Source organism: Rhodococcus ruber (assembly GCF_016804345.1).
GTDB lineage: Bacteria > Actinomycetota > Actinomycetes > Mycobacteriales > Mycobacteriaceae > Rhodococcus > Rhodococcus ruber.
The window spans coordinates 493,530-509,618 of sequence record NZ_CP044211.1; the positions used below are offsets into that span (position 1 = coordinate 493,530).

The 16,089-nt window shown below is 70.0% G+C and carries 13 protein-coding genes; 6 read left to right on the forward strand and 7 right to left on the reverse strand.

The window, feature by feature from the left end; all coding sequences use genetic code 11:
- Nucleotides 1–124: 124 nt before the first annotated feature.
- The 4 genes from gltB (at nucleotide 125) to F1734_RS02315 (ending at nucleotide 8,217) form a co-directional block, all read left to right on the forward strand.
- A complete protein-coding gene (gene gltB, locus F1734_RS02300) occupies nucleotides 125–4,720 on the forward strand; it encodes a glutamate synthase large subunit (RefSeq protein ID WP_010595484.1) in 4,596 nt (1,531 codons plus the stop codon).
- Nucleotides 4,713–6,164, forward strand: coding sequence for a glutamate synthase subunit beta (locus tag F1734_RS02305; RefSeq protein ID WP_010595485.1), 1,452 nt, complete (start codon nucleotides 4,713–4,715; stop codon nucleotides 6,162–6,164). Before gltB ends, F1734_RS02305 begins: the two co-directional genes overlap by 8 nt.
- 249 nt (nucleotides 6,165–6,413) lie before the next feature.
- Complete coding sequence (locus F1734_RS02310) at nucleotides 6,414–7,211, forward strand: YncE family protein (RefSeq protein ID WP_225223008.1); 798 nt, start codon at nucleotides 6,414–6,416, stop codon at nucleotides 7,209–7,211.
- 112 nt (nucleotides 7,212–7,323) lie between these two features.
- Entirely contained in the window at nucleotides 7,324–8,217 is an 894-nt protein-coding gene (locus F1734_RS02315; protein ID WP_230831591.1) for a cutinase family protein, read from the forward strand.
- Between the two features lie 7 nt (nucleotides 8,218–8,224).
- Here the strand turns inward: F1734_RS02315 and F1734_RS02320 are convergent, their stop codons facing one another.
- Complete coding sequence (locus tag F1734_RS02320) at nucleotides 8,225–8,686, reverse strand: 2-thiouracil desulfurase family protein (protein WP_010595489.1); 462 nt, start codon at nucleotides 8,684–8,686, stop codon at nucleotides 8,225–8,227.
- Nucleotides 8,687–8,872: 186 nt separating this feature from the next.
- On the reverse strand, nucleotides 8,873–9,787 hold the full coding sequence (locus F1734_RS02325) for an SDR family NAD(P)-dependent oxidoreductase (protein WP_029540121.1): 915 nt from the start codon (nucleotides 9,785–9,787) through the stop codon (nucleotides 8,873–8,875).
- A gap of 62 nt (nucleotides 9,788–9,849) precedes the next feature.
- Between F1734_RS02325 and F1734_RS02330 the strand changes: the two genes are divergently transcribed.
- Complete coding sequence (locus tag F1734_RS02330) at nucleotides 9,850–10,143, forward strand: putative quinol monooxygenase (protein WP_010595491.1); 294 nt, start codon at nucleotides 9,850–9,852, stop codon at nucleotides 10,141–10,143.
- Between the two features lie 22 nt (nucleotides 10,144–10,165).
- Here F1734_RS02330 and F1734_RS02335 read toward each other — a convergent pair whose 3' ends face one another.
- Nucleotides 10,166–10,723, reverse strand: a complete 558-nt coding sequence (locus tag F1734_RS02335; protein WP_140188137.1) for a helix-turn-helix domain-containing protein — start codon at nucleotides 10,721–10,723, stop codon at nucleotides 10,166–10,168.
- A 66-nt stretch (nucleotides 10,724–10,789) separates the two neighbouring features.
- On the opposite strand from F1734_RS02335, the gene F1734_RS02340 reads away from it, so the two are divergent.
- On the forward strand, nucleotides 10,790–11,146 hold the full coding sequence (locus F1734_RS02340) for a hypothetical protein (RefSeq protein ID WP_010595493.1): 357 nt from the start codon (nucleotides 10,790–10,792) through the stop codon (nucleotides 11,144–11,146).
- Nucleotides 11,147–11,148: 2 nt separating this feature from the next.
- Here the strand turns inward: F1734_RS02340 and F1734_RS02345 are convergent, their stop codons facing one another.
- From F1734_RS02345 to lysX, 4 genes are all read right to left on the reverse strand, one after another.
- Nucleotides 11,149–11,304 carry a hypothetical protein gene (locus tag F1734_RS02345; protein ID WP_003936594.1) on the reverse strand — a complete coding sequence of 52 codons (156 nt, stop codon included), beginning with the start codon at nucleotides 11,302–11,304 and terminating at the stop codon, nucleotides 11,149–11,151.
- Between the two features lie 147 nt (nucleotides 11,305–11,451).
- Nucleotides 11,452–11,796 (reverse strand): YtxH domain-containing protein, encoded by a 345-nt coding sequence (locus tag F1734_RS02350; RefSeq protein ID WP_010595494.1) that lies wholly within the window; start codon nucleotides 11,794–11,796, stop codon nucleotides 11,452–11,454.
- 182 nt (nucleotides 11,797–11,978) lie between these two features.
- Entirely contained in the window at nucleotides 11,979–12,578 is a 600-nt protein-coding gene (locus tag F1734_RS02355) for a histidine phosphatase family protein (RefSeq protein WP_040273143.1), read from the reverse strand.
- A 69-nt stretch (nucleotides 12,579–12,647) separates the two neighbouring features.
- Nucleotides 12,648–15,947: a bifunctional lysylphosphatidylglycerol synthetase/lysine--tRNA ligase LysX gene (gene lysX, locus F1734_RS02360; RefSeq protein ID WP_203011313.1), complete on the reverse strand. Its 3,300-nt coding sequence runs from the start codon at nucleotides 15,945–15,947 to the stop codon at nucleotides 12,648–12,650.
- Between the last annotated feature and the right edge of the window lie 142 nt (nucleotides 15,948–16,089).

A 16,089-nucleotide genomic window follows, 5' to 3' on the forward strand; every position in this document is an offset into this window, starting at 1 on the left:
GCGGAAGGGCGGATACTGAACGGTGATCGGTGCCGATCCACCACGTGTCGGTACTTGCTCACGCAAGTAGATGGCCATCAGCGCTGCTGGTCGTCGCTGCAATCAAACGCAACGAAGGCTAGGTATGAAGCATCTTCCCGGGCCGCAAGGGCTCTACCACCCGGCGAACGAGCACGACGCCTGCGGTGTCGCATTCGTCGTCGACATGCATGGTCGCCGCAGCCGGGACATCGTGGAGAAGGCGATCACCGCGCTGGTGAACCTCGAGCACCGCGGTGCCGCGGGCTCCGAGTCCAACACCGGTGACGGTGCCGGCATCCTCATCCAGGTTCCGGACCGCTACTTCCGTGAGGTCGTCGACTTCGACCTGCCGCCCGCCGGCTTCTACGCCACCGGTATCGCGTTCCTGCCCCAGGACGAGAAGGCCGCCGACGAGGCCGTCGCCGCCGTCGACGCGATCGTCGCCGAGGAGGGCCTGCAGGTCCTCGGCTGGCGCGAGGTTCCCGTCGACCCCTCCGACCTGGGCACGCTGGCGAAGCAGGCCATGCCGAGCTTCCGTCAGATCTTCCTCACCTCGCCCGACCGCACCCTCGGCGGTCTCGACCTCGAGCGCCGGGCCTATGTGGTCCGCAAGCGTACCGAGCACGAGCTCGGCAGCGAGGGCGCCGGCCAGGACGGCCCCGGCAGCGAGACGGTGTACTTCCCCAGCCTGTCGGCGTCGACCTTCGTCTACAAGGGCATGCTCACCACGCCGCAGCTCGAGGGCTTCTACCGCGATCTGCAGGACGAGCGCGTCGAGTCGGCACTGGGCCTGGTGCACTCGCGCTTCTCCACCAACACCTTCCCGTCGTGGCCGCTCGCGCACCCGTTCCGCCGCGTCGCCCACAACGGCGAGATCAACACCGTCACCGGCAACGCCAACTGGATGCGTGCCCGCGAGGCGCTCATCGATTCCGACGTGTTCGGCGGCCGCGAGAAGCTCGACAAGATCTTCCCGGTCTGCACCGAGGGCGCGTCCGACACCGCCCGCTTCGACGAGGTGCTCGAGCTCCTGCACCTCGGCGGCCGCAGCCTGCCGCACGCCGTGCTCATGATGATCCCCGAGGCGTGGGAGCGGCACGAGTCCATGGACCCGGCCCGCCGCGCGTTCTACGAGTACCACGCTGCCCTGATGGAGCCGTGGGACGGCCCGGCGTCGGTGTGCTTCACCGACGGCACCGTCGTCGGCGCCGTCCTCGACCGCAACGGCCTGCGCCCGTCGCGGGTGTGGGTCACCGAGGACGGCCTCGTCGTCATGGCCTCCGAGGTGGGCGTGCTCGACATCGAGCCGCAGAAGGTCGTGCGCAAGCTGCGCATGCAGCCCGGCCGCATGTTCCTCGTCGACACCTCGCAGGGCCGCATCATCGACGACGAGGAGATCAAGAGCGCCCTCGCCGCCGAGCACCCCTACCAGGAGTGGATCGACCAGGGCATCGCGCGGCTCGAGGATCTGCCCGAGAGCAAGTACACCTACATGTCCCACGAGCGGGTCGTGCTGCGCCAGCAGGTGTTCGGCTACACGAACGAAGAGGTCCACCTCCTCGTCAAGCCGATGGCGGCGACGGGCGGTGAGGCGCTCGGTTCGATGGGCACCGACACTCCCATCGCGGTGCTCTCCTCGCGTCCGCGCATGCTGTTCGACTACTTCTCGCAGTTGTTCGCGCAGGTCACCAACCCGCCGCTCGACGCGATCCGGGAAGAGGTCGTCACCAGCCTCGGCGGCATGCTCGGCCCCGAGGGCGACCTGCTGAACCCCACCGCCGAATCGTGCCGGCAGATCCTGATCTCGGCCCCGGTCATCGACAACGACGACCTGCAGAAGCTGATCCACGTCAACGACGACGGGCAGTTCCCCGGCTTCAACAGCGTCATCATCCGCGGTCTGTACCCCGTCGCCGAGGGCGGCGAGGGCCTGCGCCGCGCGCTCGAGAACATCCGCGGCCAGGTCTCCGAGGCCATCGACGGGGGCGCTCGCCTGATCGTGCTCTCGGACCGGGAGTCCGACGAGAACCTCGCGCCGATCCCGTCGCTGCTGCTCACCTCGGCGGTGCACCACCATCTCGTCCGCGAGAAGACCCGCACCAAGGTGGGGCTGCTGGTCGAGGCCGGCGACGCCCGCGAGGTGCACCACATCGCCGCGCTGTGCGGTTTCGGTGCGGCCGTGGTGAACCCGTACATGGCCTTCGAGACCATCGACGAGCTGCTGCAGAACGGCGACCTGCCGGACGGCATCACCCTCGACAAGGCCCTCGCGAACTACATCAAGGCCGCGTCGAAGGGCGTGCTCAAGGTGATGTCCAAGATGGGCATCTCCACCCTCGCCTCCTACACCGGTGCCCAGCTCTTCCAGGTGATCGGCCTCTCGCAGGAGATCGTCGACGAGTACTTCACCGGGATGCAGTCGCAGCTCGGCGGCATCGGCCTCGACGAGATCGCGCAGGACGTCGCCGCCCGGCACTCGCTCGCCTTCATGGACCGTCCCTCCGAGCACGCCCACCGCGAGCTCGAGGTCGGCGGCGAGTACCAGTGGCGCCGCGAGGGCGAGTACCACCTGTTCAACCCGGACACGGTGTTCAAGCTCCAGCACGCCACCCGCACCGGGCAGTACTCGATCTTCAAGGAGTACACCCAGCTCGTCGACGACCAGTCGGAGCGGCTCGCGTCGCTGCGCGGCCTGTTCGAGTTCCGCACGGGAGAGCGCCCGGCGGTGCCGCTCGAGGAGGTCGAGCCGGCCAGCGAGATCGTCAAGCGGTTCTCCACGGGCGCGATGAGCTACGGCTCGATCTCCGCGGAGGCGCACGAGACCCTCGCGATCGCGATGAACCGTCTCGGCGGCCGCTCGAACTCCGGTGAGGGCGGCGAACATCCGGACCGCTTCACCCCGGACGAGAACGGCGACTGGCGGCGCTCGGCGATCAAGCAGGTCGCCTCCGGCCGGTTCGGTGTCACCGCGCACTACCTGACCAACTGCACCGACATCCAGATCAAGATGGCGCAGGGCGCCAAGCCGGGTGAGGGCGGGCAGCTGCCGCCGCACAAGGTGTACCCGTGGGTCGCCGAGGTGCGTGGCTCGACGCCGGGTGTGGGCCTGATCTCGCCCCCGCCGCACCACGACATCTACTCGATCGAGGATCTCGCGCAGCTGATCCACGACCTGAAGAACGCCAACCCGCAGGCCCGCATCCACGTGAAGCTGGTCTCCGAGATCGGTGTCGGCACCGTCGCGGCGGGTGTGTCGAAGGCGCACGCCGATGTGGTGCTGATCTCCGGTCACGACGGCGGCACCGGCGCGTCCCCGCTGACCTCGCTCAAGCACGCGGGTGCGCCGTGGGAGCTCGGTCTCGCCGAGACGCAGCAGACGCTGCTGCTCAACGGTCTGCGCGACCGCATCGTCGTGCAGGTGGACGGGCAGATGAAGACCGGCCGCGACGTCGTCGTCGCCGCCCTGCTCGGCGGTGAGGAGTTCGGCTTCGCCACCGCTCCGCTGGTGGTGTCCGGTTGCATCATGATGCGCGTGTGCCATCTCGACACCTGCCCGGTGGGTGTGGCGACGCAGAATCCGGTGCTGCGCAAGCGCTTCACCGGCAAGCCGGAGTTCGTCGAGAACTTCATGCTCTACATCGCCGAAGAGGTGCGCGAATACCTGGCCGAGCTGGGCTTCCGTTCCCTCGACGAGGCCATCGGGCGCGTCGACATGCTCGACACCACCAAGGCCGTCGACCACTACCGTGCCTCGAAGCTGGACCTGTCGCCGCTGCTCGAGCAGACCCGTTCGCCGATCTTCTGCGAGCAGGACCTGCACTGCACCAAGGAACAGGACCACGCGCTGGACAAGGCGCTCGACAACGAGCTCATCACCCAGGCGCGGCCGGCTCTCGAGTCGGGTACGCCGGTGACGATCGAGACCAAGATCGCCAACGTCAACCGCACCGTCGGCACCATGCTCGGCCACGAGCTCACCAAGGTGTACGGCGGGGAAGGCTTGCCGGACAACACGATCGACATCACGTTCACCGGTTCGGCCGGCAACAGCTTCGGCGCGTTCGTGCCCAAGGGCATCACGCTGCGGCTGTTCGGCGACGCCAACGACTTCGTCGGCAAGGGCCTGTCCGGCGGCCGGATCGTCGTCCGCCCGCCGCTCAACGCGGCGCCGGGCTTCGTCGCCGAGGACAACATCGTCGCCGGCAACGTGATCCTGTTCGGCGCCACCAGTGGCGAGGCCCTCATCCGCGGCGTGGCGGGTGAGCGGTTCGCGGTGCGCAACTCGGGTGCCACGGCCGTCGTCGAAGGCGTCGGCGACCACGGCTGCGAGTACATGACCGGTGGCAAGGTCGTCATCCTGGGCAAGACCGGCCGCAACTTCGGCGCCGGCATGTCCGGCGGTGTCGCGTTCGTGTACAACCCGGACCGCGACTTCGAGGCGAACCTGAACACCGAGCTGGTCGATCTCGAGGACCTCGAGGGCGAGGACTTCCTCTGGCTCAAGGGCGCCATCGAGCGCCATCGTGACGAAACGGGCTCCGAGGTTGCAGCCCGCATCCTGGCCGACTGGTCGCAGCAGGTCAGCCACTTCGCGAAGGTCATGCCTCGCGATTACAAGAAGGTACTCATGGCTATCAAGGACGCCGAGATTCGAGGCGCGAACGTGGACGAGGCGATCATGGAGGCGGCTCGTGGGTGATCCAAGCGGCTTCCTCAAGCACGGCTCGCGGGAGACGCCGGTTCGCCGGCCCGTTCCGCTGCGGCTGCTCGACTGGAAGGAGGTGTACGAGCCGTTCCCGCTCGACACCCTCCAGGTCCAGGCCAGCCGCTGCATGGACTGCGGTATCCCGTTCTGCCACAACGGTTGCCCCCTCGGAAACCTGATTCCCGAGTGGAACGACCTGGCCTACAAGGGCAAGTGGAACGACGGCATCGAACGCCTGCACGCCACCAACAACTTCCCGGAGTTCACCGGCCGGCTGTGCCCCGCGCCGTGTGAGGCCTCCTGCGTCCTGGGCATCAACCAGGACCCGGTGACCATCAAGCAGGTCGAGGTCGAACTCATCGAGAAGGCCTTCGACGAGGGCTGGGTCGCACCGGTCATGCCGTCGAAGCTGACGGGCCGCAAGGTCGCGGTCGTGGGCTCCGGCCCGGCGGGTCTGGCTGCGGCGCAGCAGCTCACCCGCGCCGGCCACTCGGTGACCGTGTTCGAGCGCGAGGACCGCATCGGTGGTCTGCTGCGCTACGGCATCCCCGAGTTCAAGATGGAGAAGGCCGTCATCGATCGCCGTCTGGCGCAGATGGAGGCCGAGGGCACCGTCTTCGAGACGGGCGTGAACGTCGGTGTCGACATCACTGCCGATCAGCTGCGGGAGCAGTTCGACGCGGTCGTGCTCGCCGGTGGCGCCACCGAGGCCCGCGACCTGCCGATTCCCGGGCGTGAGCTGGACGGCATCCACCAGGCGATGGAGTTCCTGCCGATCGCCAACCGGGTGCAGCTCGGCGACCTGCCGGAGCCGACCATCACGGCGAAGGGCAAGAAGGTCGTCATCATCGGTGGCGGTGACACCGGCGCCGACTGCCTCGGCACCTCGCACCGTCAGGGCGCGGCCAGCGTGCACCAGTTCGAGATCATGCCGCGCCCCCCGGAGGAGCGCGCCGAATCGACGCCGTGGCCGACCTACCCGCTGATGTACCGGGTGTCCTCCGCGCACGAGGAGGGCGGCGAGCGCGTGTTCTCCGTCAACACCGAGCAGTTCGTCGGCAAGGACGGCAAGGTCGCCGCCCTGAAGGCGCACGAGGTGAAGATGGTGAACGGCCGCTTCGAGAAGGTCGAGGGGACCGACTTCGAGCTCGAAGCCGACCTGGTGCTCCTGGCCATGGGCTTCGTCGGCCCCGAGAAGCCGGGCCTGCTCACCGACCTGGGCGTGGACCTCAACGAGCGCGGCAACGTCGCCCGCTCCAAGGAATGGGCCACCAACGTCGACGGCGTCTTCGTCGCCGGTGACATGGGCCGCGGCCAGTCGCTCATCGTGTGGGCCATCGCGGAGGGTCGTTCCTGCGCCGCGGCGGTCGATCAATACCTCGAGGGTGCGACGGTGCTCCCTTCGCCGATCACCACCACCACGATGCCGCAGCGCTGAGCGCTCGAATGTGACAGCGCTGAGCGCTCGAATGTGACAGCGCTGAGCGCTCGAATGTGACAGCGCTGAGCGCTCGAATGTGACAGCGCTGAGCGCTCGAATGTGACAGCGCTGAGCGCTGGATTGCGACAGCGCTGAGCGCTGGATTGCGACAGCGCTGAGCGCGCGGGGCGCGCCCGCCGGAAATCCGGTGGGCGCGCCCTTCCCGTTTCGTCCGTTCGGGACGGTTCGCGCGTTATGGTCGTGCGCATGGGTCACCGCATCACGATGCGCAGGGGTCACCGCATCACGAGACGATCACTTGCGGCGGGCATCCTCGGCGCCGGGACCGTGGCGGCCCTGAGTGCCGCCCCAGCGGGGGCGCAGGTCCCCGGCGAATGTGTGCGCAACGTCGGCGGTGCCGTGACCGTCGACGGCGTTCCGCAGGCGCCGCCGGTGGCCGGGTACGACGGCCTGCGACTTCTCGGAGTCGATGGGGGAGCGGGTAATTCGTGCATCACCAACCTGGGGCCGGGTGCCGTGTCCGTGTCCGTTCCACCGCACCCGGCCGCCGCTGCGGCGCCGTCCGGCGCGCCGGTGGAGATGCGTGTGGACGGCGGTAACGGCAACGTCGCGGTCACCAATCTCGGCGTCGGTACGGTCACCGTCGACCGCGATCGGGTCCTGGCGGGTCCCCCGCCGTCCGCGCCGAGCCCGGCGGCCTCGCCGCTCGCGCATCTCACCCCGGAACTCACGCTCGACGCCGGTACGGACGGTGTCTACGTGACGAACATCGGCGCCGGCCACGTGACGGTCGCGGACCACGATGCGGCGGCCGGTCCGCTGCCGCCGGAGGTGCTGCCTCCCGGTGTCGTGGTCACGGATCCTTTGACCGGCAACGTCTTCGTCACCAACATCGGCGCCTCGGCGGTGACCGTCGTGGACCGTCCGGGGCAGCTGCAACGAGTCGTCGACCGCGGCACCGTGGGGACGGCCGTCGACTACGGGGCGGGGAACGTGTTCGTCACCAACATCGGCGGGGGAGCGGTGACCGTCCTGCGGGAGTAAAGGGGGTCTCCCGTCTCGTTCATCTCTGTGTCATATTGCATGTGCATCATTTCGTGACGACGTCGAGATCGGCAGGAGACCTCAGGGGGCTGCGGTGGGGCTGAGAAGTGTGTTGACGCTGGTAGCGGTCGCCGCGGCCACCGTAGTGGGGTCGGCGGTGACGGCTCCCGCGGTCCAGGCCGATCCGGCCGGGTGCCCGAAGCTCCAGGTCGTCGCCGTGCCGGGCACGTGGGAAACGTCGAACACGCCTGCACCGCAGCGAGGCAACGGCATGCTCGCGGCGGTCACCTCCAATCTTCCCCCCGGGGCCCGGGTCGACTACGTCCGGTACGCCGCGACGGCGTTCCCGTGGGAGGGCGAGGTCTACGGTGTGTCGCGGCAGCAGGCCGTCGACAATGCCCGCGGCATCGTCGCCGCGACGGCGGCCGCGTGCCCCGAGGCGCGGTTCGCGCTCGTCGGCTACAGCCAGGGCGCCGACGCGGCCGGCGATCTCGCCGCCGAGATCGGCACCGGCTTCGGAGTGGTCCCGCCGCATCGGCTCGCCGCGGTCGGCCTGCTCTCCGACCCCCGTCGTTCCGAGGCGGACATCCTGATCGGACCGCCCGTCGCGGGCAACGGCGCCGGCGGGCCCCGCATCGGCGGGTTCGGGTTCGTCAGCGGCGACGTCCGCACCTTCTGCGCCGTCGGCGACCTGTACTGCTCGACACCCAAGGACGATTTCGTCACCCGCGCTGCGGGTTTCCTCGCGATGGCCTCCGGGGGCGACCCGTCCGCCGTCGACCGGTATCGTGCCGAGGCCGACGCGATCTACCTGGATCTGATGAGCGCGGGCGGGCTCCCCATCCTGCAGTCCCAGCTCACCGAGCAGGCCAACGACGAGCGCGAGATCAAGATCCGGAAGTTCTACGAGTCGCAGATCCACCAGGACTACACCAATTACGCGGTCGAACCGAACGGCACCTCGGCCACGACGTGGCTGCGGAACTGGCTGGCTTCCAAGGTCTGACGGGCCGTCAGGTCCGCGAGCCGCGTCGCGCGCGCACGGTGATGCCGCGCGCGGCGAGCAGAGCGGCGAGCACGCCGTCGCCGTCGGTCACGGTCCCCGAATGCGTTCCGTCGTAGATCGCTCCGCAGCCACAGGAGGGACTGCGTGCCTGCAGGACCGCCTCGCGCACGTCGTGCTCGGCGGCGATCCCGGCGACGATCTCGGCCCCACGGACGAACGGATCGGTCATGTCCGCTCCGGTGTCGGTGACGACGCGTGCTCGGCCGGCAAGGACGTCTCGACCGTCGCCGCCGACGATCTCGGCGGGTGGGCGCGGCGTGGGGAGTCCGCCCAGCACCTCCGCACACACGGCGATCGCGCGTCCGGCGGCCACGTCGGCGACCACGTCCTCGTCCGGCCGGGCCTCCGCGTTGTACCGGCACGGCACGCCGGCCAGGCAGGCACTGACGAGAATCGGACGATCCGGCACAGGGTCAGGTTACCGGCAGGCCCGAGCCGGGACTCCGCCCGGAGAGGCCCCACCGCCCGGTCCGGCTCTCCCCGGTGACCACGGTTCCGGGCACGGCGGTACCCGTCCACGGTCATCTCCTGAGCGGTGCGTGGCCGCCGCCGACAACGATCGAGTTCGCCGCGCACGGGCGGGGACGCGCGGCGCTCAGCGGTCCGGCTCGAAGCGGGCACCGAATCGCATCGCCTCCGGGGCGAGGCGGCTCACCCACCGCCGGGTCTTCGCTTCCGGCGTCACGGTCACCAGTGCCCGGTTGTGCCGCACCGCGGCGACGATCGCCTCGCCGACCTTGTACGGCGGATAGCTGCGCGTGCGGTACAGCGCCGTGACCCGCTCGCGGAGCGTGCGCTGCTCCGGTGCGCCGAGGCCCACCATCTCGGCACCGGGAACCAGGTTCGTGCCCACGAGCCCCGGACAGATCGCGCTCACCCCGATCCCGTGGACCATCAGTTCCGCCCGCAGGCACTCGGTGAACATCAGGACCGCGGCCTTGCTCGTCGAGTAGGCGACGAGGCTCTTCTGCGGGGTGAACGCGGCCGCCGAGGCGACGTTGACGATGTGCCCGCCGGTGCCGCGCTCGAGCATCTGGTCCCCGAACGCCCGGCACCCGTACACCACGCCCCAGAAGTTGACGTCCATGACGTGCTCGAACGTCTCCTGCGGGGTGGCGGTGAACGTGCCGATCACGCCGATTCCGGCGTTGTTGACGACCACGTCCGGCACGCCGTGCTGGGAACGGACCGTCGCGGCGAACCGCCGCACCTGCTCCTCGTCGGCGACGTCGAGTTCGTAGGCGTGCGCACCGCCACCGAAGACCGCTCGCGAGCCCCCGGCGCCGGGGAGGGGCGCGTTGAGCAGCTCGGCGGTGTCGCGGGCGGTGTCGACGTTGCGGTCGGCGACCACGACGATCGCCCCCACGTCGGCGAACGCCCGTGCCGTCGCGCGGCCGATACCGCTGCCCGCCCCGGTGACCACGACGAGCGTCCCGGTCAGGTCGTGCAGGCGCTGATGGACCACTGTCCCTGCGCGCCATCGACGCATCTCCGCGATCCGCGATCTCATGGGCACCATCTTCCTCGTCCGAGCCGCTCGTGCACGGCAGCCGCGCGCGGTACCGTCGAGAAATGACGGAACTGCGTGTGGTGGCGACCATTCCGGCGAAGCCCGGTTCGGAGGACGCGGTGCGGGGCGCGCTGGTGGCGCTGGCCGCGGCGAGTCGCGACGAGGACGGCTGCGTCTCGTACGAACTTTTCGAATCCGGCTCGGCGCCAGGCACATTCGTGACGGTCGAGGTCTGGTCGGGTCAGGAGGCGCTCGACGCGCACATGACCTCCCGGCACGTCACGTCCGCCCTGGCGACGGTGGGGGAGCACCTCGCGGCGGCGCCGGTGATCCATCCGCTCACGGCCGTCGCGTAGCCGGTACGACCGAGCCGGCCGGTCATGGCTCCCCGGATTCCTGACCCGACACGTCGCGGGCCGGTACGACGACGGTGCTCAGCAGCCGCCGGCGCCGGCCCGGGCCGGGGCCCAGCTCGAGGTAGCGCGTCAGCAGCTGCCGCATCTCGGTGACCAGGGCGAGGGCCTCCTCGTCGGTCAGATCGAGGGCTGCCTGCCGGTATCCGACGACGTCCTCGGCCGGATCCCGTCGCTCGGGATCGTCGAGGTACGCGTCGAAGTCGGCGAGCAGCTGCGCGGTGAAGGCGAGGAAGGCACGCCGATGGTCCTCGGCGCTCATCGTCACCGCCTCCTGCCCGTCTATGTGCGCGCGTTCGGCGACGAGACGGTAGGTGCGTTCGACCGCGCCGCGGACGCGGCGCTGCGCGACGACGTCGAGGACTCCGGCGCCGGTGAGCGTCGCGATCTGCCGGTAGAGGGTGGCGGCGGGAACGTCGTCGATGAGGGCACGTAGCTGCGCGGTGGTGGCGGTGCGGTCGCCGAGCAGCGCCTGGACGATCCGCAGGCGCACCGGATGCAACAGCAGTTCCGCGGTGGTCATGTCTCCTCTCACCCGTCAATGTTCTCACGATTGACATTGTTCTCAGCAATGAGAACAATGGGAGCCATGACGACGCTGAGCATCGACCACGGAGTCCTGACGCTGCGCTTCACGCGCTTCGAGAAGATCGCGGGACTGATCCGCGACGTCGACGTCCCCCTGGATGCCATCCGGGACGTCGAGGTCCACGCCGACGGTCTCGCCGCGACGCGAGGAATGCGCGCTCCCGGCCTCGGGCTGCCGGGTGCCCGCAAGATCGGCACCTGGCGCGCGCGGGGACGCAACGAACTCGTCGCCGTGCGGCGCGGACAGCCCGCCCTGCGCGTCGAACTGTCGGGACACGCGCGCGACGCCCTGGTGATCGGTATGGACGACGCCGAGCAGTGGGCCGAGCGGCTGCGAACCCGGACGGCGCGCGCCTGATCTCAGCCGTTCTCGACGTCGGTGGACGGGCCCTCGTCGGTGGCGCCGCCTTCCCCGGCCCATTCGGCCGGATCGGACAGGACGTCGTCGTCGGCACCTCGGGACCCGCTGTCGGTGTCCGCGGTGGCGGGGTCGCCGTCGCCGTCGGGTCGCGTCATGTCGCCTCCTGTGTCGATCGGGGGATCGTGTCGGGGTGAGCCGTTCCGTTGTACGCGGTCGGAGTACCCGTTCGGAACGCGACTACACCCGGCGGTGCCGCACCGGAATTCACCCGATGCGGCACCGGGCCGGTCTGCGTCCGGCCGCTAGAGGGAGTGCTTGCCCTCGTTCGGAGGCGGGACGATCGGTGCGCCCGCGGCCGGGGGAGTCACGGCCGGCCCGCCGCCGGCGGCGTCGGGTGCCATGTTGCCGCCTCCCGAGATGTTCGCCTTCTCGGCGGCCTTCTTCGCCAGGTCGCCGGCCTTCTCCTGCACCTGGGGCGCCTTCTCCTGCACGGTCTCCTTCGCTTCGGTGACCTTCTGCTGTACCTCGGGCTTGTTCCACAGCTGAACGGACTGATCGCGCATCTTCTCGTAGGTCTCACGCCCGGCCCTGGTGCCCAGCACGAAGCCCACGGCGGCACCGGCGGCGAAGGTCAGAGCTCTCATCATGGCAATCTCCTGCTCGTCGAATCTCGGGGGCCCGGCGTCGTCGACACCGGCCGGCGGTCGTGGCCCGACGGCTACCTTCCGCCCGGCTGCCACGCCCTCGCGGCGGCCGCCTCGTCGCGGTTCCGCCCACGTCGTACCGATACCCGGATCCGAGCCGGTTCACACCGGTTGCGGCGAACGGATCAGACGCGCAGCATGTCGCGCACGTGCCCGGTCTCGTTGACCGAGGCTGCCCGCCGGGCACCGTTGCGGGAGACGAGGATGCGGGTCACCGATGTGTACTCGATGGGGAACATCAGCGGCCGGTCGAGCCCGAGCAGGTCCTGGAGCAGGACGTTGACGACGCCGCCGTGGGCGAACACGGCGACGGTGTCGTCGTGCGCGCAGGTGTCGACGATGTGCTGGGTGGCGGCGAGAACGCGGGTGCGGAATTCGTCCGCATCTACGAAGTCGGGGAGGTGACCTGCGCGGATGCGTGCCACGGCGTCCGGGGCAAGCTCCTGCGCGAGGTGGAACGGAATGTAGTGGTCGAGGTGGTAGTCGTACTCCGCCAGGCCCTCGAGCCGGGTGACGGGAAGCCCGCGGGCCTCGGCGAGCGGCGCCGCCGTCTCCAGGGCGCGGCGTTGCGGGCTGCTGAACACCCGCGCAATCCGGTAGGGCTCGAGCGCGGTCGGCAGCCGCGCGGCCTGGGCGCGGCCCTCCTCGGTCAGCGACGGGTCGGCGCGTCCCTCGCTGACCCGGGAGATCTCGGGTAGGGCGTGTCGAATCAGGAGAAGCTGCACGTCACCACGATCGCACGACGACCGATCGCGCGCTCGGTCGACCCGGTGTTTCACGTGAAACCGGGGTGCTCACCGGCGTGCGCGGGGCTTGGCGAGGGGGAAGGCGAGGGACTCGCGGATGCTGCCGCCCGTGATCAGCATGACGATCCGGTCGACCCCCATGCCGAGACCCCCGGTGGGCGGCATGGCGTGTTCGAGCGCCTGCAGGAAGTCCTCGTCGAGTTCCATCGCCTCCTCGTCGCCTCCCGCGGCGAGCAGCGACTGCTCGGTGAGCCGGGCCCGCTGGTCGATCGGGTCGGTCAGCTCGCTGTAGGCCGTGCCGAGTTCGATCCCCCAGGCGACGAGGTCCCACTTCGCCGCGACGAGCGGTTTCGTCGGGTGCGGGCGCGTCAACGGCGACACCGAGGTGGGGAAGTCGGTGTAGAAGGTGGGGAATTCGGTGCGGGATTCGACGAGGTGCTCGTACATCTCCTGCGCCGTCGCACCGGCGTCCCACTCGGGGTTGTACGGGATCTCGTGCTCGTCGCACAGCCGGCGCAACTCCTCGACCGGTGTCTGCGCGTCGATCTCGGTGCCGAGGGCGTCCGAGACCGCCCCGTGGAACGTCTTCACCGGCCACTCGCCGGAGATGTCGATCTCGACGGGCGTCCCGTCGGGGCCGGGCCGGACGATCACCGCACGTCCGTGGGCCGCGACGGCCGCGGCCTGGATCAGCTCGCGGGCCAGCACCCGCATGACCTCGTAGTTCGCGTGCGCCTCGTAGGCCTCGAGAATCGTGAACTCCGGATTGTGCTTGAAGTCCGCCCCCTCGTTGCGGAACACCCGGCCGATCTCGAAGACCCGTTCCATGCCCGCCACGCACAGGCGTTTGAGGTACAGCTCGGGTGCGATCCGCAGGTACAGGTCGAGGTCGTAGGCGTTGATGTGGGTGGTGAAGGGGGCGGCGTTGGCGCCGCCGTGCACGGGCTGCAGGATCGGGGTCTCCACCTCGAGGTAGCCCCGCGCCTGCAGCTGCTCGCGCAGCGACCGCACCACCGCGCTACGCGCCGCGAGCAACCGGCGCGCGGTGCGGTTGATCGCGAGGTCGACGTACCGCTGCCGCACCCGAGCCTCCGGATCGGTCAGGCCGCGCCACTTGTCGGGCAGCGGGTGCAGGCACTTGCCGTCGAGCCGCCAGTCCTCCGCGAGCACCGAGAGCTCGCCGCTGCGACTGCGGCCCGTCACCCCGCTCACCTCGACGAGGTCGCCGAGGTCGAACACGAACCGGCGGCCGCCGACGCGGCTGCGGTCGACCAGGATCTGCACGTCCCCCGACCAGTCCCGCAGCACCGCGAACAGCACGCCGCCGAAGTCGCGGAGTCGCAGGATACGACCGGCGATCCGCACCGCGGTGCCCTCGGGTGCGGTCACCGTCGCCGCGCAGGTGTGCGACGGCGGGTTCGCCACCGGATACGGGTCGACGCCCGCCTCCTCGAGCCGTTCGAGCTTCGCCATCCGCACCCGCACCTGCTCCGGACGGCGGGGTCCGGTGCGCGACTCCGGCGCCGGCAGGGTGGCGGGGGCGCCGCCGTCGTCACGCAGGGCGCCGGTCTCGACGAGCGCCGGAGGAGCGGACGTCTGGGTTCCGGTGTGGCGGCGGGCGCTCCGCTCCCGGCCGAAGCTGGGCAGCGTGAGGAAGCCCTCGGCGATCGCCGACGCGATCCCGACCCGGGGCAGCACCCGGTTGTCGGCGAAGCACAGGAACCGGGGCACCCACTCGGGCTGGTACTTCACGTTGGACCGGTACAGCGCCTCGAGCTGCCACCAGCGGGAGAAGAACACCAGCACCGAACGCCACAGCCGCAGCACCGGACCGGCGCCGATCCGTGCGCCCTCCTCGAACACCGAGCGGAACACCGCGAAGTTCAACGAGATCCGGGTGATCCCGAACTCGCCGCCGTGAGCAGCGAGTTCCGACACCATCATCTCCACGACACCGTTGGGGGCCTGCGGATTCCGCCGCATCAGATCGAGCGAGACGCCGTCGGCCCCCCACGGGACGAGGGACAGCAACGCCACCACCTCGCCGTGGACCGTCGCCTCCACGAGCACGCACCGGCCGTCGAGCGGATCCCCGAGCCGGCCGAGCGCCATCGAGAATCCGCGTTCGGTCTCGGTGTCGCGCCAGTCGTCGGAAAGGCGGATCGCCTGCGCCATTTCGGCCTCGGGAACGTCCCGGTGCCGGCGGATACGCACCGTCACGCCCTGCTTGTGCGCACGCGTCACGGCTTGGCGTACGGGCCGCATCTCCCGGCCGGACAGCGAGAACCCCGTGGTGTGGAGAACGGCCTCGTCGCCGAGTTGCAGGACCGACAGACCGGCCCGGCGATAGGCGCCGGCGCCGGCCTCGCTCGCCCCCATCACCGCCGGCGCCCAGCCGTACCCCCGGGCGAGCGCGAGCCACTCGTCGATCGCGTGCGGCCACGCCTCCGGATTTCCGATGGGATCCCCACTGGCGAGACACACCCCGACCTCCACGCGGTAGGTCACCGCGGCCTTACCGCTGGGCGCGAAGACCACCGCCTTGTCGCGCCGGGTCGCGAAGTAGCCCAGCGAATCGTCGCCGTTCCGCTCGAGCAGGCCCCGGATGGCGGATTCGTCGTTCCCGGTCAGTGCGTTGGTCGCCCGTTGCGACCGGAACACCACGATCACCGCCGCGATCAGCGCCAGCGCCCCCAGCAGGCCGAGCAGGGTGTTGACGAATCCGTGTGGGCGCCCGCTGAACTGATCGTTGTCGAGCAGGGACAGGGCGGTGACCCGGTTGACCGCCCACAGCAACCGCTCGTCGGACGGCAGGGTGCCGGGGAACAGCTCCACCAGGCCCCACCCGATCAGTGTCCCGACGGCCAGGCCGGCGACGAGGACACCCAGCGATTTCCACACCGCGCCGCGACGGACCCGCGTGTAGAACTCCGGGTACGCCGCGAGCAGGATCCCCACCACCGCGACCTGCACCACGAGACCGATCGCCGCGCCGATATCGCGCTCCGACACCGCCACGTACCCGTTGTAGATCGCGAATCCGGCCAGGTACACGGTGAGAATCCACCATGCGATCCGCTTGCGACTGGCCAGGGCCGCCGCGAGCAGACCGAGCACCAGTGCATACGACAGGCTGGTGTCGGGGGCGTCGAACAGGTAGGTGTCGACGTATTCGCGTGGGGTGTGGACGAAGTAGCGCAGGGTGGGGGAGAGCGACCACAGCGCCACCGCGAGGGCGAAGATCCCGAGGGTCAGGCCCGCCACGTGCGGGACCGAGTTCAGGCGGCCGCGGGGCCGGGCAGACAGGTGGGGGTGCGCCGCAGGTGCCGCAGCAACGTCCGCTGACATGCGTCGACGGTAGCGCCGCGCAGGACCTCGTACCGGTCGGAACCGACAATTCGGTGCGAATCCGTCGTGCCGTCCGCCCCGTGCCGTCCGCCCTGTGCCGTCCGTCCTGTGCCGCTCGGACCGTCGACTTCGACTCGGGCGG

Excerpts from the sequence above, each read along its gene's own strand:
- gltB (WP_010595484.1), top strand. The coding sequence starts at position 125 with ATGAAGCATCTTCCCGGGCCGCAAGGGCTCTACCACCCGGCGAACGAG.
- F1734_RS02310 (WP_225223008.1), top strand. The coding sequence starts at position 6,414 with ATGGGTCACCGCATCACGATGCGCAGGGGTCACCGCATCACGAGACGA.
- F1734_RS02325 (WP_029540121.1), bottom strand. The coding sequence starts at position 9,787 with ATGAGATCGCGGATCGCGGAGATGCGTCGATGGCGCGCAGGGACAGTG.
- F1734_RS02330 (WP_010595491.1), top strand. The coding sequence starts at position 9,850 with ATGACGGAACTGCGTGTGGTGGCGACCATTCCGGCGAAGCCCGGTTCG.
- F1734_RS02335 (WP_140188137.1), bottom strand. The coding sequence starts at position 10,723 with ATGACCACCGCGGAACTGCTGTTGCATCCGGTGCGCCTGCGGATCGTC.
- F1734_RS02340 (WP_010595493.1), top strand. The coding sequence starts at position 10,790 with ATGACGACGCTGAGCATCGACCACGGAGTCCTGACGCTGCGCTTCACG.
- F1734_RS02345 (WP_003936594.1), bottom strand. The coding sequence starts at position 11,304 with ATGACGCGACCCGACGGCGACGGCGACCCCGCCACCGCGGACACCGAC.
- F1734_RS02350 (WP_010595494.1), bottom strand. The coding sequence starts at position 11,796 with ATGATGAGAGCTCTGACCTTCGCCGCCGGTGCCGCCGTGGGCTTCGTG.
- lysX (WP_203011313.1), bottom strand. The coding sequence starts at position 15,947 with ATGTCAGCGGACGTTGCTGCGGCACCTGCGGCGCACCCCCACCTGTCT.